Origin of the sequence: Actinoplanes sp. NPDC051343 (genome assembly GCF_044455125.1) — a bacterium.
Lineage (GTDB): Bacteria > Actinomycetota > Actinomycetes > Mycobacteriales > Micromonosporaceae > Actinoplanes.
Map to the genome: position 1 here is coordinate 270,158 of NZ_JBITEL010000007.1, position 23,499 is coordinate 293,656.

Annotated in this window: 21 protein-coding genes and 1 pseudogene; 16 read left to right on the forward strand and 6 right to left on the reverse strand. The window is 71.1% G+C overall.

Going from position 1 to position 23,499, the window contains the following annotated elements; genetic code table 11:
- The first annotated feature begins 423 nt into the window (after nucleotides 1–423).
- The 4 genes from ACIA5C_RS24150 (at nucleotide 424) to ACIA5C_RS24165 (ending at nucleotide 5,773) form a co-directional block, all read left to right on the forward strand.
- Nucleotides 424–1,575: a transporter substrate-binding domain-containing protein gene (locus ACIA5C_RS24150; protein WP_396058227.1), complete on the forward strand. Its 1,152-nt coding sequence runs from the start codon at nucleotides 424–426 to the stop codon at nucleotides 1,573–1,575.
- On the forward strand, nucleotides 1,572–2,594 hold the full coding sequence (locus ACIA5C_RS24155; RefSeq protein WP_396058230.1) for a hypothetical protein: 1,023 nt from the start codon (nucleotides 1,572–1,574) through the stop codon (nucleotides 2,592–2,594). Before ACIA5C_RS24150 ends, ACIA5C_RS24155 begins: the two co-directional genes overlap by 4 nt.
- A gap of 103 nt (nucleotides 2,595–2,697) precedes the next feature.
- Nucleotides 2,698–3,420: a PP2C family protein-serine/threonine phosphatase gene (locus tag ACIA5C_RS24160; protein ID WP_396058233.1), complete on the forward strand. Its 723-nt coding sequence runs from the start codon at nucleotides 2,698–2,700 to the stop codon at nucleotides 3,418–3,420.
- A gap of 58 nt (nucleotides 3,421–3,478) precedes the next feature.
- Nucleotides 3,479–5,773: a putative bifunctional diguanylate cyclase/phosphodiesterase gene (locus ACIA5C_RS24165; protein WP_396058236.1), complete on the forward strand. Its 2,295-nt coding sequence runs from the start codon at nucleotides 3,479–3,481 to the stop codon at nucleotides 5,771–5,773.
- On the opposite strand, the gene ACIA5C_RS24170 is transcribed toward ACIA5C_RS24165, so the two are convergent.
- Nucleotides 5,755–6,138 carry a hypothetical protein gene (locus ACIA5C_RS24170; RefSeq protein ID WP_396058238.1) on the reverse strand — a complete coding sequence of 128 codons (384 nt, stop codon included), beginning with the start codon at nucleotides 6,136–6,138 and terminating at the stop codon, nucleotides 5,755–5,757. The two genes, ACIA5C_RS24165 and ACIA5C_RS24170, sit on opposite strands and share 19 nt — an antisense overlap.
- Nucleotides 6,139–6,171: 33 nt before the next feature.
- Complete coding sequence (locus ACIA5C_RS24175) at nucleotides 6,172–8,991, reverse strand: ATP-dependent helicase C-terminal domain-containing protein (RefSeq protein WP_396058241.1); 2,820 nt, start codon at nucleotides 8,989–8,991, stop codon at nucleotides 6,172–6,174.
- Between the two features lie 61 nt (nucleotides 8,992–9,052).
- On the opposite strand from ACIA5C_RS24175, the gene uraD reads away from it, so the two are divergent.
- From uraD to ACIA5C_RS24195, 4 genes are read left to right on the forward strand one after another with little or no spacing between them, the layout of a single operon-like run.
- Nucleotides 9,053–9,514, forward strand: a complete 462-nt coding sequence (gene uraD, locus ACIA5C_RS24180) for a 2-oxo-4-hydroxy-4-carboxy-5-ureidoimidazoline decarboxylase (RefSeq protein WP_396058243.1) — start codon at nucleotides 9,053–9,055, stop codon at nucleotides 9,512–9,514.
- Nucleotides 9,501–9,860, forward strand: a complete 360-nt coding sequence (gene uraH / locus ACIA5C_RS24185) for a hydroxyisourate hydrolase (RefSeq protein WP_396058245.1) — start codon at nucleotides 9,501–9,503, stop codon at nucleotides 9,858–9,860. Before uraD ends, uraH begins: the two co-directional genes overlap by 14 nt.
- A 3-nt stretch (nucleotides 9,861–9,863) precedes the next feature.
- Nucleotides 9,864–10,724 carry a factor-independent urate hydroxylase gene (pucL, locus tag ACIA5C_RS24190; RefSeq protein ID WP_396058247.1) on the forward strand — a complete coding sequence of 287 codons (861 nt, stop codon included), beginning with the start codon at nucleotides 9,864–9,866 and terminating at the stop codon, nucleotides 10,722–10,724.
- Nucleotides 10,721–12,067 carry an 8-oxoguanine deaminase gene (locus tag ACIA5C_RS24195; protein ID WP_396058249.1) on the forward strand — a complete coding sequence of 449 codons (1,347 nt, stop codon included), beginning with the start codon at nucleotides 10,721–10,723 and terminating at the stop codon, nucleotides 12,065–12,067. The genes pucL and ACIA5C_RS24195 overlap by 4 nt, the downstream gene beginning before the upstream one ends.
- Nucleotides 12,068–12,256: 189 nt before the next feature.
- Here the strand turns inward: ACIA5C_RS24195 and ACIA5C_RS24200 are convergent, their stop codons facing one another.
- Nucleotides 12,257–12,670 (reverse strand): ester cyclase, encoded by a 414-nt coding sequence (locus ACIA5C_RS24200; RefSeq protein ID WP_396058251.1) that lies wholly within the window; start codon nucleotides 12,668–12,670, stop codon nucleotides 12,257–12,259.
- Between the two features lie 73 nt (nucleotides 12,671–12,743).
- Here ACIA5C_RS24200 and ACIA5C_RS24205 point away from each other — a divergent pair, with 73 nt between their 5' ends.
- The 3 genes from ACIA5C_RS24205 to ACIA5C_RS24215 are packed head-to-tail and all read left to right on the forward strand — an operon-like array spanning nucleotide 12,744 to nucleotide 16,118.
- Nucleotides 12,744–13,376, forward strand: coding sequence for a TetR/AcrR family transcriptional regulator C-terminal domain-containing protein (locus ACIA5C_RS24205; RefSeq protein ID WP_396058253.1), 633 nt, complete (start codon nucleotides 12,744–12,746; stop codon nucleotides 13,374–13,376).
- Nucleotides 13,377–13,425: 49 nt separating this feature from the next.
- Nucleotides 13,426–14,973 carry a malate synthase A gene (aceB, locus tag ACIA5C_RS24210; RefSeq protein ID WP_396058255.1) on the forward strand — a complete coding sequence of 516 codons (1,548 nt, stop codon included), beginning with the start codon at nucleotides 13,426–13,428 and terminating at the stop codon, nucleotides 14,971–14,973.
- Nucleotides 14,973–16,118: a DUF6986 family protein gene (locus ACIA5C_RS24215; RefSeq protein WP_396058257.1), complete on the forward strand. Its 1,146-nt coding sequence runs from the start codon at nucleotides 14,973–14,975 to the stop codon at nucleotides 16,116–16,118. Before aceB ends, ACIA5C_RS24215 begins: the two co-directional genes overlap by 1 nt.
- On the opposite strand, the gene ACIA5C_RS24220 is transcribed toward ACIA5C_RS24215, so the two are convergent.
- Nucleotides 16,115–16,510: a hypothetical protein gene (locus ACIA5C_RS24220; RefSeq protein ID WP_396058259.1), complete on the reverse strand. Its 396-nt coding sequence runs from the start codon at nucleotides 16,508–16,510 to the stop codon at nucleotides 16,115–16,117. The genes ACIA5C_RS24215 and ACIA5C_RS24220 overlap by 4 nt on opposite strands.
- 136 nt (nucleotides 16,511–16,646) lie before the next feature.
- On the opposite strand from ACIA5C_RS24220, the gene ACIA5C_RS24225 reads away from it, so the two are divergent.
- The 3 genes from ACIA5C_RS24225 (at nucleotide 16,647) to ACIA5C_RS24235 (ending at nucleotide 18,896) form a co-directional block, all read left to right on the forward strand.
- Nucleotides 16,647–16,922 carry a hypothetical protein gene (locus ACIA5C_RS24225; RefSeq protein WP_396058261.1) on the forward strand — a complete coding sequence of 92 codons (276 nt, stop codon included), beginning with the start codon at nucleotides 16,647–16,649 and terminating at the stop codon, nucleotides 16,920–16,922.
- Nucleotides 16,923–17,147: 225 nt separating this feature from the next.
- Nucleotides 17,148–18,641, forward strand: coding sequence for an EAL domain-containing protein (locus ACIA5C_RS24230; protein WP_396058263.1), 1,494 nt, complete (start codon nucleotides 17,148–17,150; stop codon nucleotides 18,639–18,641).
- 66 nt (nucleotides 18,642–18,707) lie between these two features.
- Complete coding sequence (locus ACIA5C_RS24235) at nucleotides 18,708–18,896, forward strand: hypothetical protein (RefSeq protein WP_396058265.1); 189 nt, start codon at nucleotides 18,708–18,710, stop codon at nucleotides 18,894–18,896.
- Nucleotides 18,897–18,919: 23 nt separating this feature from the next.
- Here ACIA5C_RS24235 and ACIA5C_RS24240 read toward each other — a convergent pair whose 3' ends face one another.
- Nucleotides 18,920–19,948: a tetratricopeptide repeat protein gene (locus ACIA5C_RS24240; protein WP_396058267.1), complete on the reverse strand. Its 1,029-nt coding sequence runs from the start codon at nucleotides 19,946–19,948 to the stop codon at nucleotides 18,920–18,922.
- A 69-nt stretch (nucleotides 19,949–20,017) separates the two neighbouring features.
- On the opposite strand from ACIA5C_RS24240, the gene ACIA5C_RS24245 reads away from it, so the two are divergent.
- Nucleotides 20,018–20,968 carry a DUF6454 family protein gene (locus tag ACIA5C_RS24245; RefSeq protein ID WP_396058269.1) on the forward strand — a complete coding sequence of 317 codons (951 nt, stop codon included), beginning with the start codon at nucleotides 20,018–20,020 and terminating at the stop codon, nucleotides 20,966–20,968.
- Here ACIA5C_RS24245 and ACIA5C_RS24250 read toward each other — a convergent pair.
- Nucleotides 20,963–21,952: a serine hydrolase domain-containing protein gene (locus ACIA5C_RS24250; RefSeq protein WP_396058271.1), complete on the reverse strand. Its 990-nt coding sequence runs from the start codon at nucleotides 21,950–21,952 to the stop codon at nucleotides 20,963–20,965. The genes ACIA5C_RS24245 and ACIA5C_RS24250 overlap by 6 nt on opposite strands.
- A 1,376-nt stretch (nucleotides 21,953–23,328) precedes the next feature.
- On the opposite strand from ACIA5C_RS24250, the pseudogene ACIA5C_RS24255 reads away from it, so the two are divergent.
- Nucleotides 23,329–23,481: pseudogene (locus ACIA5C_RS24255) on the forward strand (carbohydrate-binding protein); the annotation flags it as partial.
- Nucleotides 23,482–23,499 lie beyond the last annotated feature (18 nt).

Consider the following 23,499-nt stretch of genomic DNA (forward strand, 5'->3'; position numbering starts at 1 on the left):
CTGTCAGCGGGGAGCCGGTGCCGAAGCGGGGAGCCGATGCCGCTGGAAGCGAGGAGCCGATGCGCACTGGGCTTGGCGACAGAAGAGCGGACAGAGAGGCTGAGGCCGAGCGGTTCACGTAGGCGCCCCCGGGGGCCGGGGGGTGGGCCGCAGCAGTGACCAACGCGGCGGTAGCGCGGCCCGATGGGCTCGGCCATCGAACGCGGGCTCGATCGGGTCGCCGCGCGCGTTGGCCACCGACCGGCTCGGGGCGACGCCTCGGCATTCGGCAACGCCGGACTGCCCTGACATTTCTCCCGCTTCGTCCACAGTCTGCGGACTGTGGGGATAAGGCACCGGGAGGGGGATGGGTTCCGGTCGTTCTCGTACGCCACTATGGGCGGCATGGTGGGCCCGGGGAGGCACTGGTGGTGAGGGGTGTGGATGGCTGAGTCGGTGCGGGGGCGGTTGCGCTGGCCGGTGCGGAGGCGGGAGGAAGCGACCGCGGAGGACATCGCGTCGCGGGACATCGCGCAGATGGAGGTGGCCGATCAGCTGCCGCCTCCGCCGCCCGGGCGGATGCAGATGCCGGAGCCGCCGCAGCGGTTCAACCTGGCGATTATGCGGCTGGCCGGGCTCGGGCTGGCGTTGGCGTTGGCGTTGGCGCTGACGTTGGTGAAGCTGTTCGTGGCCGGGCCGCCGTCGCCGGCCGAGTTGCGGGCGCAAGCCGGGGTCAACTCGTGGGCCACGCTCCCGATCGGGGTGAAGGACGACCAGCCGGGCATCGCCTACTACGAGCCGGGCAGCAAGGAATGCCAGGCTCGGGCGCAGCCGGTCGCCTGCGGTAAGTGGAGCGGGTTCGACATCGACATCGCCTACATGATCGCGGAGGATCTGGGCTTCCGGCGGCAGGACGTGCGGTTCTACGCCATCGAGAGCGAGGACCGGGGGCGGATGCAGGCCGCCGACCCGCAGGGCAACCGGGTCGCCGTCAAGATGGTGATCGCCAGTTACAGCATCACGCAGGACCGGATCGATCAGGGTGCGACCTTCTCCTATCCGTACCTGTACACCGAGGAGTCGGCGCTCACGCTGGCCGGCCACTCCCCGGTGGCGACCTTCGACGATCTGAAGGACAAGCGGGTCTGCTCGCTGTCGGCTTCGACCAGCATCACGGCTCCGGCCGCCGCGGGCGCGATAGTGGTGCGCAAAAACAAGATCAGTGAGTGCATCTCCCTGCTGCGCAGCAAGGGCCCGGACCGGGTCGACGCGGTGAGCACCGACGCGGCGATCCTGGCCGGCTACAAGGCCAGATATCCGCAGGAGTTCCACCACTGGGATCTCGGCTACGACGCCACCGAGAAGTGGGGGGTCAACGTCGGCGACAACCCGGCGCTGAAGACGCTGGTCGACGCGACGCTCTACAAGTCGTACAAGGATCCGCACGACGATCGGTGGGAGCTCGCGTACCTCAATAACCTGCAGCCCGAGATCCCGGCGAACCTCGACGATCACACCCCGATCGCGGTGGCCGAGCAGCCGCGGGCCGCGCGTCCGGCCGTACGCAAACTGCCGTGGGAAGACGGCCTGCCGTGACCGACATCTTCGTCAAGGGCGCGCCGGCGCCGCCGCGTCGGCGGCGGGCGCAACTCAACTGGCTTTTCACCGTGCTGCCGGCCTTCCCGCTGGTGCTGCTGGTGCTGCGTCTGTGGTACCTGAGCCGCCAGGATCTGCCGACGATGCTGCTGCTGGTGCAGTACATCAGTCCGCTCGGGATGATCAGCGCGCTGTTCATCACGCTGGTCTGGACCGTGCCCGCGGTCATCCTGGTGCTGCGTTCGCTCGGCGGCATCCTGCTGGTCAGCGCGCCCGAGGAGGCCGGTCGTTCGCTGCTGGCGGTGAGCGCGCTGCGGATGCCGGACTGGGTGGTCGTGCTCGCCGCGGTGCTGGCGTCGTTCACCTGGCAGCTGCGGCTGCTGCCGGCGCTGGCCATGCTCGTCGTCTCGATTCTGGGGCTGACCGCGGTGCAGCGGTTCCGGGCCGCGCGCTGGGCCATGGTGTGGGTCACGATCGGGGTGCCGGTGCTGGTCGGCGCGCTCGTTCTGATGTTCGTCTGGCCGGGGATCGAGACCGCGGTCCGCGACCACGAGGTGTCGACCGCGCTTCTGCTCGGGGTGCCGCCGCTGCTCGGGCCGCTGATGACCGGCCCGGTGCCCGCGTGGTCGGCCCGGCTCGTCACGCACTGGCCGGCGGTTGCCTCGGCGTTCGTCGCCCCGTTCGTGATCGGCGTGGTCTTCCTTCGGGCGCCGGTGCTGCCGGACAGCGCGGTCGAGGTCGGGCCGGACGGCGGCGCCGTGCAGGTGATGCGCGGCCAGCTGGTGGCGGTCGACGACACCTCGACGACGATCCTGCAGGGCAACGGCGACGTGACGTTCATCCCTAACGGTCAGGTGCGCTCCCGCATCCTTTGCCCGTCGGTCAAGCAGGCGCCCGACAGCAAGGTTTCGGTACGCGGCTGGGCGGTCGACGACTCCGCGCTGTCGTGGGTCGCGCCGACACGCCCGGTGACCGAGGTCGATCCGCGCTGTCTCGGCCGGGCGGTGAACCCGCAGTGACAACGTTTTCCACCTGCCCTTTTATGGTTTTCGGCGTTCACTTCCGCGACGCGCCGCCTACCGCGTGCAGACAGGGGAACGGCGATCTGGGAAGCTGCACGCCATGACCTTGCACCTCCGGTGGGCGGCCGTCACCGATCAAGGACATGTCCGCAGCAACAACGAGGACTGTTACTACGCCGGCGACCGCCTCCTCGTCGTCGCCGACGGTATGGGCGGCATGGCCGCCGGTGACCTGGCCAGCCGCCTCGCCATCGACGCCATGGCGGTGCTCGACGTCCCGATCGACAACGAGCACCAGATGGATGCGCTGCACAAGGCCCTCGAGCTCGCCAACGGGCGGATCGCCGAGACCGTCGTGAACGACAACTCGTTGCAGGGCATGGGCACCACACTCACCGCCATGATCTTCTCGGGGACCCGGGCGGCGATGGCACATGTCGGCGACTCGCGGGCCTACCTGCTGCGCGACAGCCGCCTCAACCAGCTGACCAAGGACGACACGTACGTCCAGATGCTTGTCGATCAGGGCCTGATCCAGCCGGACGAGGCGGCCAGCCACCCGCGCCGGTCGGTGGTCACCCGGGTGCTGCAGGGCGAGCCGGTCAGCCCGGCCTACGTGATCGTCGAGCCGGAGGCCGGCGACCGCTGGCTGCTGTGCAGCGACGGTCTCACCGCGGTCGTCACCAACGAGACGATCGAGCAGGAGATGATCGAGGCGCCCGATCCGAAGGCGTGTGCCGAGCGGTTGATCGACCTGGCGCTGCGGGGCGGTGGCCCCGACAACGTCACGGTGATCGTCGCCGATCTCGTGGCCGGCGAATAACGCCCAGGCCGGGCCACCTGCGGTACGTTACGACAGGTCTCGGCTGCGGGTGGTGATGATGACGGCGCGTCTGTTCGTCACGCTGACGCTCGTCCTCGGAGCGGTCGCCCTGGGCGAACTCGTCCCGCCGGACGCGCGACGGCTGTACGACGACATCGCGCAGATGATCGCGGGCGGCGTTGCGGCCTGGGTGTGCCTGATGGCGGCCCGCGGGCGTACCGGGGTGCAGCGCCATTGGCGGCTCCTCGCCGCGATCGGGCTGGCCGCCTGGGCGGTGATGCGTCTGTGGTGGGCGGCGCAGGACCTGACGGCGCCCGAGCGCCCGGTCACCTCGGCCCGTGACATCGGCTTCCTGATCCTGCCGCTCTGCATGTTCTTCGGTCTGCTCGGCGCCGTGCACACCCGGCCCCGGCCGGTGCCCACGTCGCCCCGGCGCGACCAGCTGGCGCTCGTCCTCGACAGCGTGCTGATCACGGGGTCGCTGCTGGCCTTCTGCTGGTCGGTGCTACCCGTGCATGTGCTGAAGCCGATCTCCGGCACGGCCTGGGTGGCCGTCGCCTACCCGATCGCCGACCTGATGCTGCTCACCATCGTCGTGCTGCTGCTGGCCACCCGGCCCGACTCGCGGGCCGGGCGGCGGCCGCTCTACCTGATCGGGCTGGCGGTCCTCTCGTTCGGAGCGACCGACACCTTCCGTCTGACCCACCTCGGCGAGGGGCCGCTGACCCAGTTGGAATCGGCGGGCTACCTGCTCGGCCCGGCGTTCATCCTGCTCGCCGCCGTCAGCCCGGCCCGGCACGGACCGACCGGGGAGATCTCGCCCCAGCGCGACTGGCTGCACCTGCTCCTGCCGTACGTGCCGGTCACCGCGACCGGTGTGGTGATCGGGATCAGCACCGGGGCCGGCCACCGGCTGACGCCGTTCGAGGCGTACCTCGGATGGCTCGGCCTGGGTCTGGTCGTGGCCCGGCAGATGTTCACGATCGTCGACAACACGGTGCTGCTCGACCGGGTCTCCGAAGGGCAGCAGCGGCTGCACCATCAGGCGTACCACGACTCGCTGACCGGGCTGGCCAACCGGGCGATGTTCCGGGAACGCCTGGTGCTCGCGCTCGACGCGCACCGGCACCGCGGCCGGCCGCTGGCGGTGCTCTTCGCCGATCTCGACGACTTCAAGCTCATCAACGACAGCTTCGGGCACGCGATGGGCGACCGCGTGCTGCGCGCGATCGCCGACCGTACGATCGCCTGCGTCGGCCCGGACGACCTGGTCGCCCGCCTCGGCGGCGACGAGTTCGCGGTGCTGCTCGACCCGTCGACGGCCGGGGAGGCTGAGGAGATCGGCCACCGCATCCTGGCCGCGCTCCGCGAACCGTTCCTGATCGACGGGCATGCGATCGGGATCGGCGCCAGCATCGGCCTGGTCGTGCCCGAGAAGGACGAGCCGCTGTCGGCCGACGCGCTGCTTCGCCGGGCCGACGCCGCGATGTATTCGAGCAAGCGCCGCGGGAAGGGCGCGCTGGCCCGCTACGCCGGCTCGAACGACGGCGGCCCCAACGCCGACCTGCCCCATCTGCTCGCCCAGGCGTTGGCCGGCGGCAGCCCGGCGGCGTCCGGCTTCGAGGTCCACTACCAGCCCATCGTCCGCTTCACCGACAACGCGATGGTCGCGGTCGAGGCCCTGGTCCGCTGGACCGACCCGGTGGCCGGAGCGGTCCACCCCGACGTCTTCGTCACGGTCGCCGAGCGCACCGGGCTGGTCGTCGCCATCGACGACTTCGTCCTCGACCAGGCCTGCGCCGACATCGCCGTCCTCGAAACGGCCTGGGGTCGCCCGATCGACGTGCACGTCAACGTCTCGGCGGCCCGCCTCGGCCAGGACGGCCTCGAGGAGACGGTGTTCGCCGCGCTGGCCCGGCACCAGGTCCCGCCGGGCCGCCTCGTCGTCGAGATCACCGAAACCCGGCGCATCCCCGACCTTCCGAGGGCCGCCGCGGTCGCGGCTCGCTTGCGCTCCCAGGGCGTACGCGTCGCCTTGGACGACTTCGGCAGTGGATTCAACGCACTGGCCCAACTCCACTCGCTGCCGGTCGACATCGTGAAACTCGACTCCACGCTGACCGATGTGGACGTCGCCCCCGACCGGGCGGGCGCGGTGTGCCGTTCGATCCTGGCCATCTGCGCCGAGCTGAAGGTCGTCGTGGTCGCCGAGGGCATCGAAACGGTGTCGCGGGCGACGGCCCTGGCCGAGCTGGGCTGCTCGCTGGGCCAGGGTTATCTCTTCGGCCAGCCGGGCCCGCTGGCCCTGCTGACCCGGCCGGCACCGCTGGAATCTCAGAACCTGGGCCGGTAGCGGGTCCGCGACCCGAACGTCTCGTCGTGCAGCTGCACGAACGTCAGCTGCGGGATGCCGGGTGCCAGCCGTTCGTAGAGGTGGCGGGCGACCAGCTCGAACGTCGGCCGGAAGTCGAACAGCTCGGTCCAGGTATGCGCCGCGAGATCGGCGCAGGCCAGGTCGACCTGGCCGGCGGCCGCGTCGGTGTCGAAGTAGCGGCCCAGGTGGTCGAGCTGGTCGTCCTCGAACGCAACGCCGACCGTCACGGTGAGCTCGACCGCGCCGCCGGGCTCCAGCAGGGGCTGGCCGCTCCGGGCGCGGACCGGGGACGCCAGCCCCGGCCGGACCTGGAAGCGACGGTCGACCTCGACGACAAAGCTCATTGCGGGGGTCCTCCGGTCACGTGGGCTGCGGCCTCAGCGGGAGCGTGGGTTGGTGCGGCGGGTGGGCGCGGCGGTGGTCGGATCCTCCGGCCAGGGGTGCCGGGGGTAGCGACCACGCAGTTCGGCCCGCACCTGGGGGTAGCCCTGAACCCAGAAGGAGGCCAGGTCGCGGGTCACCGCGACCGGCCGGCCGGCCGGGGACAGCAGGTGCAGCAGGACCGGGACGCGGCCGTCGGCCAGGCGTGGGGCGTCCCGCCAGCCGAACGCCTCCTGCACTTTGACGGCCAGCACCGGCGACTCGGGATCGGTGTAGTCGACCCGCACCCGGGAACCGCTCGGCACCGGCAGCCGTTCGGGGGCGACCTCGTCGAGCCGGCCGGCCACCGACCACGGCAGCAGCCGGCGCAGGGCCGCGATGACGTCCACCTTCGCCAGGTCGGAACGCCGGCGGGCGCGGGACAGATCGAGCCAGCCGTCGGCCTGGTCGAGCAGGGCCTGGTCGCTGACGTCGGGCCAGGGGTCGCCGAGCGCGGCGCGGGCGAAGGCGAGGCGTTCCCGGAGTTCGGTCGCATTGCGGGACCAGCTCAGCAGGGCAAGCCCCTCGCGGCGCAGGCCGTCCAGGAGGGCGGCCTGCAGCCGGGCCGGGTCGGGCTCGGCCAGGCGGCGCTCGACCAGGGTGATCGCACCCAGCCGCTCGACCGTGCGGGCGACGACGTCGCCGTCCCGCCAGGCGATCTCGGTCTCGGTGACGAGCAGGGTCGCGGCGGCCTCCCGCGCGGCGCCCTCGTCGAGCGGCGCCGCGGCCCGGATGCGGGCGGTGGGCGCCCCGGCGGTCCGGTCGGCCGACGCCACGGCCAGCCAGGCCACCCCGGCCAGGCCGGACCCCGCCGGCAACTCGGCGGCCGTGCCGCCGGCCATCAGATAGGACCGGCTGCCGGGCTCACGCACGCGAGCGACCCGCTCCGGGTACGCCAGCCCGACCACCATCCCCGCCGCCAGATCGTCGGTCAGCCACCCGCCGCCCGCCGCGTCCCGCCGCCCGTCGCCCGCCGCCCGGCTCGGCCGACCGCCACCGCCCGCCGGCCGGCCGACCCCGGACGGCTGCGCGGGCCGGGTGGGCTGCGCGGGCCCGGTGGGCTGTGCGGACATGGCCTGCTGTGCGGACACGGCCTGCTGTGCGGCCTCCATCGGCTGCCCGGGCTTGGCCGGCTGGGCGGATCCCCTCTGCTGCGCAGGTCTGGCCGGCTGCGCGGGCCCGATGGGATGCGCGGGCCCGGGCGGCCGGGCGGGTCGGCTGGGCTCGGGGGTTGCGGGCGCCGAAGGTGGTGGGTCGGGGTCGTCGTCGGGGGTGAGGGCGTCCTCGGCGGCGTCGGTGGCGGCGGGGGTCGACTCGTCGGTGGGTGACCGGGTCAGGGCGGCCGTCAGGCGGCGGGTTTCGGAGCGCCAGGCCTGGTCGTTGGTGGTGCGGGCGCGGCGCCAGGCGGCCGGGAGGTCGTCGGGGGCGTTGCGGTCGTCGTCGAGTAGGGCCACGATCTCGGCGGCCCGGCGGGGGCCCACCAGCGTCGCGCCGTCCAGCAGGGCTCGGGCCAGGCGGGGGTGGAGGCCGGCGTCGGCCAGGGCGCGGCCGCGCGGGGTGATGCGGCCGGAGGCGTCGACGGCGCCGAGGTCGTGCAGGGTTGTCACGGCGGCGCGTAGGGCGCCCGCCGGTGGCTGGTCGGGCAGGGCCAGGCCGGTGCCGTCGGGGTGGCCCCACAGGGCCAGGTCGAGGGCGAAGCCGGTCAGGTCGGCGGTGGCGATCTCGGGCTCGGGCTGGGCCGGGAGGCGGTCGTGCTGCGCCTCGGGCCAGCAGCGGTAGACGCGGCCCGGCGCCTCGCGGCCGGCTCGGCCGGCGCGCTGGGTGGCGGACGCACGCGAGACCGGGACGGTGACCAGGGCGCCCAGACCGCGGGCGTGGTCCATGCGGGGGACCCGGCTCAGGCCGGCGTCGACCACCGCGCGTACGCCGGGGACGGTCAGGCTGCTCTCGGCGACCGCGGTGGCCAGCACGATGCGGCGACGGTCGGAGGGCCGGAGGGCGGCGTCCTGAATGGAACCGGGCTGGCGGCCGTGCAGGGGAATCACGTTCAGACCGGACAGCCGGCCGGCCACGGCGTCGATCTCGCGGGCGCCCGGCAGAAAGACCAGGACGTCACCGTCGGCCAGCGCGCGACGGGCCACCGACGCCACGTGGTCGAGCAGGCGGGGGTCGACGCGGAGGCCGAGCGGCGGCGCGATCGGGCCGGGTGGGGGCGACCAGACGACCTCGACCGGGAACATCGGCGCCTCGGCGGTCACGACCGGCGCGCCGAGCACCTCGGCCAGCCGATCGGAGTCGGCCGTCGCGGAGGTGGCCAGCAGTTGCAGGTCGGGGCGCAGCGCGGCACGGACCTCGGTCAGGAAGGCCAGGGCCAGGTCGGAGTCGAGGTGGCGTTCGTGGCACTCGTCGAGGATCACCGTCGCCGTGCCGGCGAGTTCGGGGTCGCGTTGCAGCCGGCGGACCAGCACTCCGGTGGTCACGACCTCGATCTGTGTGGCGGCGGAGACGCGTCGCTCACCGCGTACGGTAAAACCGACCCGGCCGCCCACCCGCTCGCCCAGGAGTGAGGCCATGCGGCGCGCGGCGGCTCGCGCCGCGAGGCGCCGCGGCTCCGCGACCACCACCTTGCCCACGTCGCTCGCCAGGGCGAGCGGAACCACCGTCGTCTTGCCGGTGCCCGGCGGCGCGACCAGCACCAGGGAACCGGCGCGGGCCAGGGCCGACGTGATGCGCGGCAGAGCCGCGCGGATCGGCAGATCGGGAAGCACGAGCCCCATCCTTGCGCACCCGTACGACAAAACAGTGCCCGCCGGACGCCCGGCCTGATTGACTGATCGGATGGAGGCGCTCACCGAGGACGATCTTCGGGCCTGCTGCGCGGCGCCGGCCTGGGGCGCCGCGATCCTGGCCGGCCGTCCCTATCCGGACCGGGCCGCGCTGCTGGCCGCCGCCGATGCCGCCGGCCGGGCACTGAGCTGGGACGACGTGCTTCTCGGGCTGGCCGCTCACCCGCGGATCGGGGAGCGTGCGGCCGGTGAAACGAAAGAGGCGGCGTGGTCGCGCCGGGAGCAGGAAAGCGTCAGCCCGGACGAGGCGCTTGTCGCGGCGAATCGCGCTTATGAGGCAAAATTCGGGCACGTCTTCCTGATCTTCGCCAGTGGTCGCAGCCAGGCGGAGATCGTGGCGGCGGCCGGGCGACGGATGCGGAACGACGAAGAGACCGAACGGCGAGTGGTCCGGGACGAGCTGCGCAGGATCGCGCTGCGACGGCTGGAGCAGGTGCTCGATGCCCGCGGATGACGGCACCGCCGAGGCGCACGCCCGGATCTCGACCCACATTCTCGACATGGTCTCCGGGGAACCGGCGCGCGACGTCTACGTACGCCTGGAGCGCCGCGACTCGGAGGGCTGGCGCACGATCGCCGAGGGCCGCACCGACGCCGACGGCCGCCTACGCTACCGGGTGCCGCTCAACGACTGGCAGGCCGGCGGCTACCGCCTGCTCTTCTACGTGGAGCCCTACCTGGGCCGCGAGGCGTTCTTCCCCGAGATCACCATTGCCTTCCACGTCCACGACGCCGAGCGGCACTACCACGTGCCGCTGCTGCTGAGCAGGTACGGATACACCACCTACCGAGGGAGCTGACCCGTGGCGATCGTGCTCGGACCCAACCGCTACGGCAAGGCGGAGACGCGCCTGGTCCGTGTGTTCCGCGACGACGACACGCACCGGCTCGCCGATTTCAACGTCAGCATCGCGCTCTCCGGTGACCTCGCCGCCGCCCACCTGACCGGCGACAACGCCGGCGTCCTGCCGACCGACACGATGAAGAACACCGTGTACGCGTTCGCCAAGGAGTACGGCGTCGGCGAGCCGGAGGAGTTCGGTCTGCTGCTGGCGATGCACTTCGTGGCGACCCAGCCCCCGGTCCGCGCGGCCAAGGTGGCGATCGAGTCGTTCCGCTGGGACCGGCTCGGGCCGCACTCGTTCCGTCGGAGCGCCGACTACGTGCGGACCGCCGCCGTCACGGTGACCATCGATCAGCAGCAGGTGGTCTCCGGCCTGCGCGACCTGGTGCTGCTCAACTCGGCCGGGTCGGAGTTCCGGGGTTTCCCGCGCGACAAATACACCACGCTGCCGGAGACCGACGACCGCATCCTGGCGACCGCCGTGGACGCGAAGTGGCGCCATTCGGCGACCGACGCCGACTGGTACGAGTCTTTTCACGGGGCGGTCGACGCGCTGACCAAGGGGTTCGTCAACACGTACAGCGCCTCGCTGCAGCAGACGCTGTTCGCGATGGGTTCGCACGTGCTCGAGACCCGGCCCGAGATCGCCGAGGTGCGGCTCGCCCTGCCCAACCGGCACCACTACCTGGTCGACCTGTCACCGTTCGACCTGACCAACGACAACGAGGTCTTCCTGGCCGGCGACCGCCCGTACGGGCTGATCGAGGGCACCGTGGCCCGCGATGACGCGCCGGAGGCACACGCGGAGTGGTACCTGTGATCGTGATCGAGAACGTCGCGATCGCCACCGTCGACGCTTCGGACACCTACTACGCCGACGGGCACGTGGCCGTCGGCGACGACGGCCGCATCCTTTCGGTCGGCCCGGGGGCATCGGAAACCGCCGGCGAGCGCATCGACGGCACCGGCTGCCTGGTCACGCCCGGCCTGGTCAACACTCACCACCACCTCTACCAGTGGGCGACCCGCGGCCTGGCGGTCGACCAGACGCTGTTCGGCTGGCTGAAGGCGCTCTATCCGATCTGGGGCCGGCTCGACGCCGACATCGTCGGCGCGGCGGCCGCGGCCGGGCTCGGCTGGCTCGCGCTTTCCGGCTGTACGACAAGCATGGACCACCACTACGTCTTCCCCCGCGACGGCGGCGACGTGCTCGAGGCCGAGATCGCCGCGGCCCGGCAGATCGGGCTCCGGTTCCATCCGGCCCGCGGCTCGATGGATCTGAGCGAGAAGGACGGCGGGCTCCCACCGGACAATGTGGTCGAGGAGACCGACGAGGCGCTCGCGGCCACCGCGGCGGCGATCGACCGCTGGCACGACCCGTCGCCCGACGCGATGCTGCAGATCGCGGTGGCGCCCTGCTCGCCGTTCTCGGTCACGTCGCGGCTGATGAGCTCGTCGGCGGAGCTGGCGCGGAGCAAGGGCGTACGCCTGCACACCCACCTCGCGGAGACCTCCGACGAACAGGACTACTGCCGGCAGCATTTCGGGTGCACGCCGGTCGAGTACGCCGAGCGGGTGGGCTGGCTCGGCGACGATGTGTGGCTGGCCCATGGCGTACATCTGGACGACTCGGCGGTCGCCCGGCTCGGGGCGACCGGCACCGGCGTCGCGCACTGCCCGAGCTCGAACGCCCGGCTGGGGGCGGGCATGGCGCGGGTGCGCGACCTGCTCGACGCGCGGGTGCCGGTCGGGCTCGGGGTCGACGGGTCGGCCTCGCAGGAGGCGTCGCACCTGGGGGAGGAGCTGCGGCAGGCCCTGTACACGGCCCGTCAGCGCGGCGGCCCGGGTGCGCTCTCGGCCGGGGAGGCGCTGCGGCTCGGCACCATGGGAGGGGCCCGGTGCCTGGGCCGGCAGGACGACCTGGGGTCGCTCGAGGCGGGCAAGCTGGCCGATCTCGTGATGTGGCGACTGGACGGGCTCGGCCACGAGGGCATCGACGACCGGCTGGCCGCGCTGGTCTTCGGCCCGGCCGCGCCGGTCGAGCTGGCCCTGGTCGGCGGCCGGCCGGTGGTGTCCCAGGGCGAGCTGGTCAACGCCGACGCGGAGCACCTGGCCCGCGAGGCCGGACGGGCGCACCGGCGGATAATGACCGCTGCGGGTTAAGAGAGAATTAAAGGTAAAGCTGTTATCCGGAAACGAAATGGCGGCCACCTGCGGCGCTCGAAATGCGATCCGCAAATCTTCCTTCGCGCGTTGAAACAAGCTGTTTACCTGGGCATACTTCAGTCGTCCCCGAAAGAACCGTCCCCGAGTGCTGGCCCCGCATTCCCCGGCGGGGCCTTCACTGCGGCCCTATTCGGGCCAATCCCAGCCGAGCTGGAGGAACATGCCGAGACGGTCCGAGACCGCACGGATCTCAGCGATCTTGCCGGAGCGTACGGTGAAGATCCAGATCTGCTCGACTTCGAACGTGCGGCCGGTCGGTGACGGCATTCGCGGGTGATAACCGGTGTGCCGCCCGTGCACACGCAGGCGGGCGACGACTTTCGGCCCCTCGGCGATCAGTTCGACCGGCTCCATCGCCCCCTCGCCGAACGCGTCCAACTGCCGGCGGAAGGCCTCGAAGGCGGCGCCCGGTTCGTCGGGCTCGCCGTGGATCACCTTGTTGTGGTCGATGACGTCTGCCGCCATATAGCGCGGCCAATCCTCGAAGCGGCGGGCATTCAGGGCTTCGAAGAATCCTTCGACGACGGCGGTGTTCGACATGTCATCACTCCCTTAATCTTACATCGTAAGATTGACGGTAGCCTTACGCCGTAAGAAGGCGCAAGGGAGCAGCATGAGCGGCAAACGCACGCCCGGGGTCCGGGCCGGGCTCAGCCGGGCTCAGATCCTCGACGCCGCGCTGGCGATCGTCGATCGGGACGGCCTCAAGGCGCTCACGATGCGGGGGCTCGGGGCGGCACTCGGGGTCGAAGCGATGACGCTCTATTACTACGTCCCGACCAAGGACGCGCTCATCGACGGCCTCATCGAGCAGATCTTCGTCACGGCGGCCGGACCGGTGGGTCACTCCGGCGACTGGCGGTCGCGCTTGCGGGCGTACGCCGAAAGCCTGCGCACGACGGTGCTGAAGCATCCCGGTCTGCTTCCCGTGATCGCGCGTCCGGCGGTCACGCCGGCGACGCTCGACGCCGTCGAGGAGATGCTGCGCGTGCTCACCTCGGCCGGGTTCTCGCTGGCCCGGGCCCTCGACACGCTGAACGCCCTGACGGTTTTCGTGATCGGGCACGCGAGCGCGGAAGCGGCGATCGGTTCGCCCGGGCCGCCGGCCGGGCTCGTACCGGAAAGGCATCCGCTGCTGGTCACCGCGGTTGCCGAGGGCGCCGGCTCGGACGATCAAGAGCGTTTCCGGTACGCGCTGAGCGCCCTGCTCGCCGGCCTTCGGCCCGACCTCTCGGCACAGACCTGAACCGACCGATACGGTACTTCAGAGGGAGCCGCACTTCAGGGAGTCGACGATGACCGAGATCCTGTCCGATGAGGCCGTGGCGTTCGTCGCCGAGCTTAACCGGCGATTCCGTCCCCGCCGCAACGAGTTGCTGGAGGCGCGGGCGGCCCGGCGGGCCGAGATCGCGGCGGGTGGTTCGCTGGGGTTCCGCGCCGAGACCGCCGACATCCGTGCTGCCGAGTGGTCGGCGCCCGAGGCGCCGGCCGACCTGCGCGATCGCCGGGTCGAGATCACCGGGCCGACTGAGCGCAAGATGACGATCAACGCGATGAACTCGGGGGCGAAGGTCTGGCTGGCCGACCTCGAGGACGCGAACACCCCGCACTGGTCGAACGTGGTCGACGGTCAGCGGAACCTGTTCGACGCGGTGCGGCGGACCATCGTTCTCCAGACGCCGCAGAAGGTCTACTCGCTGGGCGACGGTCCCTATCCCACGATCGTCGTGCGGCCGCGCGGGTGGCATCTCGACGAACGGCATCTTTCCTTTGACGGCGCGCCGGCCGTCGGGGCACTCGTTGATTTCGGGCTCTACTTCTTCCACAACGCCCGGGAGCTTCTCGCGCGGGGGAGCGGGCCCTACTTCTATCTGCCCAAGATGGAGTCCTACCTCGAAGCGGCACTGTGGAACGACGTTTTCACGTTCGCTCAGGAGCAGCTCGGGATTCCGGTCGGGACGATTCGCGCCACGGTCCTCATCGAGACGATTCCGGCGGCCTTCGAGATGGAGGAGATCCTCTACTCGTTGCGGCCGCATCTGTCCGGCCTGAACGCCGGCCGATGGGACTACCTGTTCAGCATCATCAAATACTTCCGCGACAACCCGTCGATGATCCTGCCCGACCGGGCGTCGGTGACGATGACGGCGCCGTTCATGCGGGCCTACACGGAACTGCTCGTCTCCACCTGTCACCGGCGGGGCGCGTTCGCCATCGGCGGGATGGCGGCGTTCATCCCCTCGAGGCGTGACCCGGCGGTCAACGAGGTGGCGCTGGCCAAGGTGCGCGAGGACAAGGAACGTGAGGCCGGGGACGGGTTCGACGGGTCGTGGGTGGCCCACCCCGACCTCGTACCGGTGTGCCGTGAGGTCTTCGACCGGGTGCTGGGCGACAAGCCCAACCAGCTGGACCGGCAGCGGCCCGACGTCTCGGTGTCCGCCGACGGTCTGCTCGACGTCGCGGCCACCCCCGGAGCGGTGACCGAGGAGGGGCTGCGCAACAACATCTCGGTCGGCCTGCAATACCTCGAGTCGTGGCTGGGCGGGAACGGCGCGGTAGCGATCAACAACCTGATGGAGGACGCGGCCACCGCCGAGATCTCCCGGTCGCAGATCTGGCAGTGGATCCACAACGGGGTCCGGTTGCCGTCGGGAGCCCCGATCACCGCGTCGCTGGTGACCCAGCTCGAAGACTCCGAACTGGCGGCCATCCGGTCGCGGATCGGCGAGCCGGCCTGGGCTTCGGCGCGCTTCGTAGAGGCGCGCAAGCTGTTCGAGCGGGTCGCGCTGTCCGACGACTTCCCCGACTTCCTGACCACCGTCGCGTACGGGTCGATCGACTGATGCGGCTCACGGAGGCCGACTATGCGGCGCTCGACTACCGGCTGGCCAAACACGACGCGTTCCTGAAATCCCGCTACCCGGGCGACCTGGGCGGCCGGCAGCCGGTGCACACGGCCTACATCCCGGCCGACAAGATCGGCGGGTTCCGGGGCTGGGGCTCGGAGGCGCTGGCGGCGGTCACCGAATACGAGTTCGACTTCCCGCACGCCTCCCGGGTGCGGGACAAACTCGCCCGGGAGCCGATCGAAGATCTGCGGGTCGACTTCGAGGACGGCTACGGGGTACGCGACGACGCGGCGGAGGACACGGCCGTACGGGAAGCGGCCGCGATCCTGCGGGACGGCGACCGGCCGCCGTTCGTGGGCATCCGCATCAAATCGCTGGAGGCGGCGACGCGGCGACGGGCCCTGCGCACACTCGACCTGTTCCTGGCCCACTACCCGCACCCGTTCGTGATCACGCTGCCCAAGGTGAGCGGCCCGGATCAGGTATCGGCGATGGGCGTGCTCTGCTCGCGGCTGGAGAAGGCGTACGAGCGGTCGCTGCGCTTCGAGATCCAGGTCGAGTTGCCGGCCGCGATCGTGGGCGCCAACGGGCGGGCCGTCGTCGCACGGTTGATCACCGCCGCGGCCGGGCGCTGCGTCGGACTCCACTTCGGCACCTACGACTACAGTGCCGCCCTGGGCATCGCGGCGGCCCACCAGGCGCTGGACCATCCCGCGGCTGACTATGCGAAGTCGGTGATGCAGGCGGCGGCCGCCGGGACCGGGGTGCGAGTCTCGGACGGCTCGACCAACGTGCTGCCGGTGGGTTCGCCGGACGAGGTCGCCGCCGCCTGGCAACTGCACCACCGGTTGGTGTCGCGGTCGCTCGCCCGCGGGTTCTATCAGGGCTGGGACCTCCACCCGGCCCAGTTGCCGACCCGCTACTCGGCGACGTACGAGTTCTTCATCTCGGGGCGCGACACGGCGGTCGAGCGGTTGCAGCGCTACCTGTCCCGCCAGGAGAGCGGCATCGCCGACGAGCCGGCCACCGCACGTGCCCTGGCCGGTTATCTGCTGCGCGGCCTCGACTGCGGGGCACTTTCGGACGCCGGCTTCCCGCGGGAGTCGCTGCTCGCCCTGGCCGCGGGTCAGGGTCGCTAGTCGTCGGCCAGGACCGCGGCGGTGGCGTAGGCGACCCCGACGACCAGCAGGAGGACGCCGAGGGGCCAGGCCGGGTGTTCACCCATCGAGCCGGACATGTCGAGCATGTTGTAGATGACGACGAAGGCGATGATGGCGCCGGCGATGCTCAGGATCAGGCCGGCGATGCCGACCGCCAGCGGCCGGCGCAGCCGCAGCAGCCAGGCCAGGAGCACCCCGCTGCCCAGCCCGACCGGCAGCACCGCCTGGGCGACCAGCCCGGAGTGGGTGGCGTGTACGCCGGGAGCCTTGCCCGCCACCGCCATGTAGACCATCGTGCCGAGGCCGCACGCGATCATCCCGATCACCCCACCCCGGAGGGCGACCAGCGCGGTACTTCCCCGGCCAGGCATGATGCCGGATATCAAACTCCCGGAGACCGGCAACGCAAGCCCTGATCCACACCGTCGCACTTGATGCCAAAACGGTGATCTCGGCGCCCCGGGGCGGCCGCCGAGTTGGACCATGGTCCGGAAGGAGGCGCCGGCTATGGAACTGGTGCAAATCGTCATCGACGGCTCGGTCGACCGCGACGATCTCGAGGAGGCGATCGCCGAGGCGTTCGCCGGGCTGGGCGACCTGGTCCCGTCCGGCCTGGACGACGAGGACGCCGGGCTCGACCTGGAACTGACCCGCGATCTTCCCGGCGACGAGGTGCTCGGGCGGCTCTTCGCGGTCGTCGACGATCTCGACGCCGGCGATTCGGTACGCGTCCGCCCGGCCGACGACGAGGACTGGATCCGCCTGAGCGACTGGCTCGGGTGACCGTTCCGGGTGATTTGGGCGACGTACTCATCAGTAGTATTCCGGATCCGAAATCGGCGGCCAATCCGGCACGTGAGCAGTGCATACGGTGATATCGCACATAGTCGGCATTGGACCCGAACTTGACGGTGATCGATTTGAATGGCGGCCCGAAGTCGCTACGATCACTCAACGCCGCATTCGACAGCGCTCCCCGCCCGGATCGCTCGAACTCGAGGACGTTCGGTGACCGATAAGAGGCTCGAGGTGATCATCGGCGTGGACGACGCCGACGACGCCCCGATTATCTCGCCGAGTGTCCGAATAGTCCCACTTGAGGGGCCGCTCGACCGGCACACCGAGGCGTTGACCGGGCTGATCGACCGGCTCTCCCAACAGGTGCCGACGGTCGCCAACAACTCGAAGGTCTACCTGCTCAAGCTGGCCACCGGCGCCGAGTCGGTGGCCCTGCTCGAATACACCGCGGGCTGGTTCGCTCAGGTCGACGCCACGCCGCGGTTCGACCTCGCCGACGTGCAACACCTGCTGGGCAGCCGCAGCGAGCAACGCTTCCCGACCGATCCGCTCTGGTTCGGGCACGTCACCCACTCCATCGGCCACGAGCTGTTCTGCATGCCGATCAGCCGCGCCGAGGGCAAGACGCTGCTGCTGGCCTTCGTCAACCCGCCGGCCGACCTCATCGCGATCGGCGAGCCGCTGGCCAAGGTCCTCGAGACGGTGTGGCACACCGACGTCCCGGCCTCGCCGCAAGAGGCCGAGATCCACGTGCTCAGCGCGCTGCGGCAGACGTTCGGCCGGCTCCCCGGCGCGCTCTACGAGCGCTGCCTGGCGCTCTACCGCGAGGTGCTCGAGTCGTTCGTGGTCGTCTTCCAGCCGGTAATCAAAATCAACCCGGACTGGCAGAAGGTCGGCGTCCACAGCTACGAGGCGCTGGCCCGCCGCGCGCCCGACGACACCCGCGCCCCGGTCGCCATGCTGAAGATCGCGCACGCGTGGGGCGACCGCTTCGTGATCGTGCGGGACCAGGTCATCGTGCGCAAGGCCCTCCTGTCGTACGCGCGGGCCCACATCGACGGCCCCTGGTCGGGCGACTTCCCGAAGCCCGTCTCGGTCAACGTGTCGGTCCGCTCCCTACTCAGCGACGAATACCTCGACACGGTCCGCGAGACGATCGCGGCGGCCGGCCTCGACCCGGCCAACGTCACGCTGGAGATCTCCGAGCAGGACCCGATCGAGGCCCGGCCCGGCGAGCGCTGGCCCGGCGAGCCCCACGCCTACTTCCACCAGAAGCTGGTCGAGGTCGCCCGCGACATCGGCGTCAGCTTCGCGGTCGACGACTTCGGCGCCGGCTACGCGACGGTGTCCCGCATGGCCGAGCTCCCGCTGACCCAGATCAAGGTCGACCGCACGATGCTCCACCACCCGCAGGCCGCAGCCGAGCTGGCCCTGGTCATGCAGGTGGCCCGCGACCCGGTCGAGCGCGGCGCCACCCACATCGGCCGCGTCGTCATCGTCGAGGGCGTCGACGACGAGTCCCCGCTGACGCTCAAGGAGATCTTCGACCAGAAGATCCGCCACGTGCAGGGCTACATCGCCCGCACCCCCGCCTCACCGCAGCTCCGCGGACTGTCGGACGAGGTCCGCCACGACATCGCCGCCCGCGTCCGCGGCGACGACGAGCACCCCAGCAACCTCGACACACTGCGCCGCGGCGCCTGACCCCTGGCCGCCGACCGACGACGGTCAGCGACGCCTCCGCGCTCCGGCCCGAAAACGTCATCGGCGGTGACGGCCGCGGTGACGGCCGCGGTGACGGCCGCGGTGACGGCCGCGGTGACGGCCGCGGTGACGGCCGCGGTGACGGCTGCGGTGACGGCCGTGACGGACGGGGTGACCGACGCGGTGACGGACGCGGGCGCCCTGGCCGCCACCGGCCACTGCCTGCAGGTCGAGGCGCCCGACGCGTTGCGGTGACCGGCCGCGGCGAGGCCGCCCGGTCAGGCGGTCGGGGCGGGGCCTTCCCAGATGAAGAAGTCGTCGTCAGGGGACGGGTAGCGGTGACCGACGGCGCGGGCCGCCTCCTCGTGGCCGGCGACCAGGTGGGTGGCCATCAGCAGGTAGCGGAGGCGCAGGAAGCTGCTGTCGACGGGCCCGAGGATGCCGAGGGCGCGCTCGATGAGGGCCTCCGCCGCGGCGGTGACCTCCGGGCTCGGGCCGCCGGGCATGCCGCTGTGGGCCAGCAGCTGGATCTGGGCGCGCACCGTGGCGGGGTGGTCCGGGCCGAGTGCCCGCTCGTGATCGGCCACGACCTTCTCGCGGAGCCGCCGGCCCTCGGCGGCTCCGGCGAAGACCTCGACGCGGGTGAGGTGTTCCTCGCGCGCCTCCACGGTCGCCGGGTGCAGTAGGCCGAGGCGGCCGGCCCGCTCCGCGGCGATCCGTTCCCAGCCCACGATCATCCGTTGCCGCAGTTCCTGCTGCCGGCGCCCGTCGCTGACCTTGGCCAGCTCGAGCACCGCACCGAGCGTCTCCGGGTGATCGGGGCCGAGCCGTTGCTCCCGGTCGGCCAGCACCTGCACCCAGCCGTTCTCGACGCGTTCCCGCAGTCCGGGCCGTTCCGGGTCCGGGCAGTGCCGGGCGAGCATGTCCCACGATTGAAGGGTGTCCGGGTGGGCGGGGCCGAGCGCGCGGAGCCGGCCGTCGGTGATCTCCCGCAGTTCGGCCAGCAGCGCGCCGCGGTCGTCGTTCAGATGCAGGCGCAGGAATGCCAGCTTGTAGCGCAGGGTGAGGGTGTCGGGGTGGCCCGCCCCGAGCGTGCGGGTGCGGCTGTCGACGGCCCGGGTCATCTCGGCCGCCGACCGCTCCTCCCACGACCGCTGCTCGTCGTCGTAGTCGGGCAACTGCTCGTACGCCTCGACCAGCCGGACCCGGCTCTCGACCGTGCGCGGATCGTCGGGCCCGAGCCGCTCTTCCTGCTCGCCTAGCGCGGCCTCCATGGCCCGCACCCGGGCGAGTTCACTGCGACGCACGGCGGAAGTGTCTCATGGGCGGCGTCGAGAGGCTTCCCAGAGTTCACGTGGATGGGTGAGGCTCGGACGATGAATCGCATGATTGCCGGGGCGGTGGCCCTCGCGGCGGCACTGTTGTCGGTGGGCGGCAGCGCAGCAGCCGCGCCGAAGACCAGGGACTCGGCGACGGTCAAGGCCCTCGCCGTGGTGGACCGGAACACCACGTGGACGCAGCTGTCGGCGCTGAAGCTGAACTTTCCCACCTATCACCCGGAGGGGCTGGTCGTCACCAGGGACCGGTTCTACCTCAGCTCGACGCAGATCATCGAGCCGACGGTGAAATATCCGGTGCCGGTCGACGGCTACGACCGGACGCCCGGCAAGGGCATCGGGCACCTCTTCGTCATCGACCGGTCCGGGAAGCTGCTCAAGGACGTGATCCTCGGCCACGACATCGTCTATCACCCGGGCGGCATCGACCGGACCGGCGACTTTCTGTGGGTGCCGGTGGCGCAGTACCGGCCGGGCAGCACCGCCGAGATCGACCGGGTCGACCTTCGGACGTTCACGGTGACCCGGATGTTCACGGTCAACGACCACATCGGTGGGATCGTGTACGACCCGACGCGGGAGCGGCTGGTCGGCAACAACTGGGGGTCGCGGACGTTTTACGAGTGGTCGCTGAACGGGCGGCCGCTGGCGACCTGGCGTAACCCGGAGAACCTGCTGGACTTCCAGGACTGCCAGTACGTGGAGTCGGGGAAGATGGCGTGCGGCGGCATCACCGGCTTCCCGCAGACGCCGGCCGCGGGCGGGGCGGCCGCGACCTACGAGCTGGGCGGTGTCGCCCTGATCGACCTGCACCGGCGCACGATCATCAACGAGTTCCCGTTCCAGCGGTGGTCGGCGGCCGGGCACGTGATGACGAGGAACCCGCTGAAGTTCGAGGCCGACGGCTCGGCCCTCACGATGTGGGCGGCGCCCGACAACGGCGAGGAGACCGCGGGCACGCAGATCTATCAGTTCCGATCGGGTTCATGACCGGCAGACGACCTGGTCGACGTAGCTGTCGACCAGGTCGTCGAGGTCGGACCGGAAGTCCGGGGTCACGGCGATCGTGACCTGGCGGCTTCCGTCGAGCGTGGAGTACGACCAGGCCTGGTAGGCGAGCGCGTCGCCGTCGTTGCCGTAGACGGGGATGCCGCACGGGGTGGTCCGGAAGAACAGTCCCAGGCCGTAGGGCGCGCCGGGTACGCCGGGGCGCTCCATCTCGGCGAGCAGTGCCTGCGGCAGGAGGCGGCCGGCGAACAGGGCGGCGAAGAAGCGGTCGAGATCCGAGGTCGTGGAGATCATCTCGCCGCCGGCGCCCATCACGGACGGGTTCATCTCGGTGAGGTCGACCAGGCCGGACGGGCCTCGCACGTAGCCGTGCGGATGCGGCCCGGGTATCCGCGGTGACGTGCCGGGCACCGAGGTTCCGGTCAGGCCGAGGGGACGGATCAGGCGGCGGCGGATCTCGTCGCCGTACGAGTGGCCGGTCACCGCCGCGATGACTTTGCCGAGCACGATGTAGTTGGTGTTGGAGTAGGAGTAGGTCGAGGGACCGGCGACCGCCCGCTGGATCAGCTCGTCCGGGGTCCACGTGCGCCAGCGGTTGGCGAAGAACTCGGGCGACGGCGGCAGGTCCAGCGTGTGCAGGTAGTCGGAGAGCCCACTGGTGTGGTCGAGCAGCTGCCGCACGGTGATGGCCCCGTGGACGGGCTGGTCGAGGCCCAGGCGGCCCTCGGCGACCAGCTGCAGCACGACGGTGGCCACGAAGGTCTTGGTGATGCTGCCGGCCCGGAACCGGCTGTCCGCCCGTACGGGCATGGTCGTGTTCAGGATCGCGGTGCCGCTGCTGCCTCGCCAGACGCCGCGATCGGTGCGCACCTCGGCGACCGCCCCGACGGCCCCGGCGGCCACGATGCGATCGAGGCCGGCCGAGAGGCCGGAGGACGGCGCCGGGTGCGCGATGACGAGTGGCACGGATAGCAGTGCTCCTAGAAGTGGTCTCATGAATCCGACCCTTCGCCGAGCCGAATAGAAGCGACATCCGGGAAGGCCCGGGGTGATCCCCGGATTAAGGGGCCCTAGGGGCCCGGACCCGGCAGTGAGGTCGCCGCGGCAGCCGCCGGAGGCGGGGTTCGGCCGCCGTGCGGTTGGGCTCGGCGGGGTGGCGTACGGGAAAAAGCGGGCAGATATCGATGGCCGTTCACGCACCCATGACAAATGTCATGGGTCGGTTGTCTTAATAACCGTTAAGAAAGTTTCTTATACGGGCTCGGACCCACCCCCAAGGAGAGACCGTGAAGAAAATCCTCACCGTGGCGGCGGCGGCCGCGACCCTGGCCGGCGTCGGGATCTTCGCCGCCAACCAGGCCAGCGCCGCCACGCTCAGCAGCAACTGGTACGCCAGTGCGCCCTACCTGATGCCGTTCGACAACAGCCCGCCCGACCCGGTCCAGGTCATGAACGCGACCGGTCAGAAGGCCTTCCAGCTTGCCTTCATCCTGGCGCCCAACGGCGGCGGCTGTACGCCGACCTGGGACGGCACCCAGGCGGTCTCGTCGGACACCACCGCGCAAAACATGATCAACAACATCCGGAACAACGGCGGCGACGTCTCCGTGTCGATCGGCGGGTACGGCGGCACCAAGCTCGGCCAGACCTGTGGCACGCCGCAGGCGACCGCGGCCGCCTACCAGCAGGTGGTCACCAAGTACGGCCTCAAGGCGATGGACTTCGACCTCGAGGAGCCGGAGTACGAGAACACCGCCGCCGTGGCCAACGAGGTCGGCGCCGCCCAGATCCTGCAGCGCAACAACCCCGGCCTGTACATCTCGATCACGACCGCCGGAACGAGCGCCGGGACCGGCTGGTTCGGCACCCAGATGCTCAACCAGGCCAAGGCCGACGGCTTCACCCCGGCCAACTACTCGATCATGCCGTTCGACGGTGGCTTCAACGGCTCGTCGGCGCAGATCTCGGCGCTCGAGGCGTTCCACTCGCTGCTGATGAGCACGTTCGGCTGGGACAGCGCGACCGCGTACGCCCACGAGGGCATCTCGCAGATGAACGGCCGCAGCGACTCCGGCGAGTATTTCCGGCAGGCCGACTTCCAGGCGACGCTCGACTACGCGACGAGCCACCACCTGGCCCGCTACACCAACTGGTCGGTCAACCGCGACCGGCAGTGCCCGGACCCCAACCAGAGCACCACCTCGGGCACCTGCAGCAGCGTCCCGCAGACGGCGTGGGAGTTCACGAAGTACTCGGCGCGGTTCGCGGGTGCCACGCCTCCCACCACAATCCCGACCGGCGGCCCGACCACGACCCCGCCGACCGGTGGCACCGGCGGCAACTGCCCGGCGGCGTGGAGCGCGACGGCGGTCTACACCGGCGGTCAGACGGCGAGCCAGAACGGTCACAAGTACACCGCGAAGTGGTGGACGCAGAACGAGTCGCCGGCCACGCACAGCGGCCAGTGGGACGTCTGGACCGACAACGGGGCCTGCTAGTAACTAGTGTCGAGC

Bases quoted from the DNA above. Each gene is read 5' to 3' on its own strand.
- ACIA5C_RS24150 (WP_396058227.1), top strand. From the start codon at position 424: ATGGCTGAGTCGGTGCGGGGGCGGTTGCGCTGGCCGGTGCGGAGGCGG.
- ACIA5C_RS24160 (WP_396058233.1), top strand. From the start codon at position 2,698: ATGACCTTGCACCTCCGGTGGGCGGCCGTCACCGATCAAGGACATGTC.
- ACIA5C_RS24165 (WP_396058236.1), top strand. From the start codon at position 3,479: ATGACGGCGCGTCTGTTCGTCACGCTGACGCTCGTCCTCGGAGCGGTC.
- ACIA5C_RS24170 (WP_396058238.1), bottom strand. From the start codon at position 6,138: ATGAGCTTTGTCGTCGAGGTCGACCGTCGCTTCCAGGTCCGGCCGGGG.
- ACIA5C_RS24175 (WP_396058241.1), bottom strand. From the start codon at position 8,991: ATGGGGCTCGTGCTTCCCGATCTGCCGATCCGCGCGGCTCTGCCGCGC.
- uraD (WP_396058243.1), top strand. From the start codon at position 9,053: ATGGAGGCGCTCACCGAGGACGATCTTCGGGCCTGCTGCGCGGCGCCG.
- uraH (WP_396058245.1), top strand. From the start codon at position 9,501: ATGCCCGCGGATGACGGCACCGCCGAGGCGCACGCCCGGATCTCGACC.
- ACIA5C_RS24200 (WP_396058251.1), bottom strand. From the start codon at position 12,670: ATGTCGAACACCGCCGTCGTCGAAGGATTCTTCGAAGCCCTGAATGCC.
- ACIA5C_RS24205 (WP_396058253.1), top strand. From the start codon at position 12,744: ATGAGCGGCAAACGCACGCCCGGGGTCCGGGCCGGGCTCAGCCGGGCT.
- aceB (WP_396058255.1), top strand. From the start codon at position 13,426: ATGACCGAGATCCTGTCCGATGAGGCCGTGGCGTTCGTCGCCGAGCTT.
- ACIA5C_RS24215 (WP_396058257.1), top strand. From the start codon at position 14,973: ATGCGGCTCACGGAGGCCGACTATGCGGCGCTCGACTACCGGCTGGCC.
- ACIA5C_RS24220 (WP_396058259.1), bottom strand. From the start codon at position 16,510: ATGCCTGGCCGGGGAAGTACCGCGCTGGTCGCCCTCCGGGGTGGGGTG.
- ACIA5C_RS24225 (WP_396058261.1), top strand. From the start codon at position 16,647: ATGGAACTGGTGCAAATCGTCATCGACGGCTCGGTCGACCGCGACGAT.
- ACIA5C_RS24245 (WP_396058269.1), top strand. From the start codon at position 20,018: ATGAATCGCATGATTGCCGGGGCGGTGGCCCTCGCGGCGGCACTGTTG.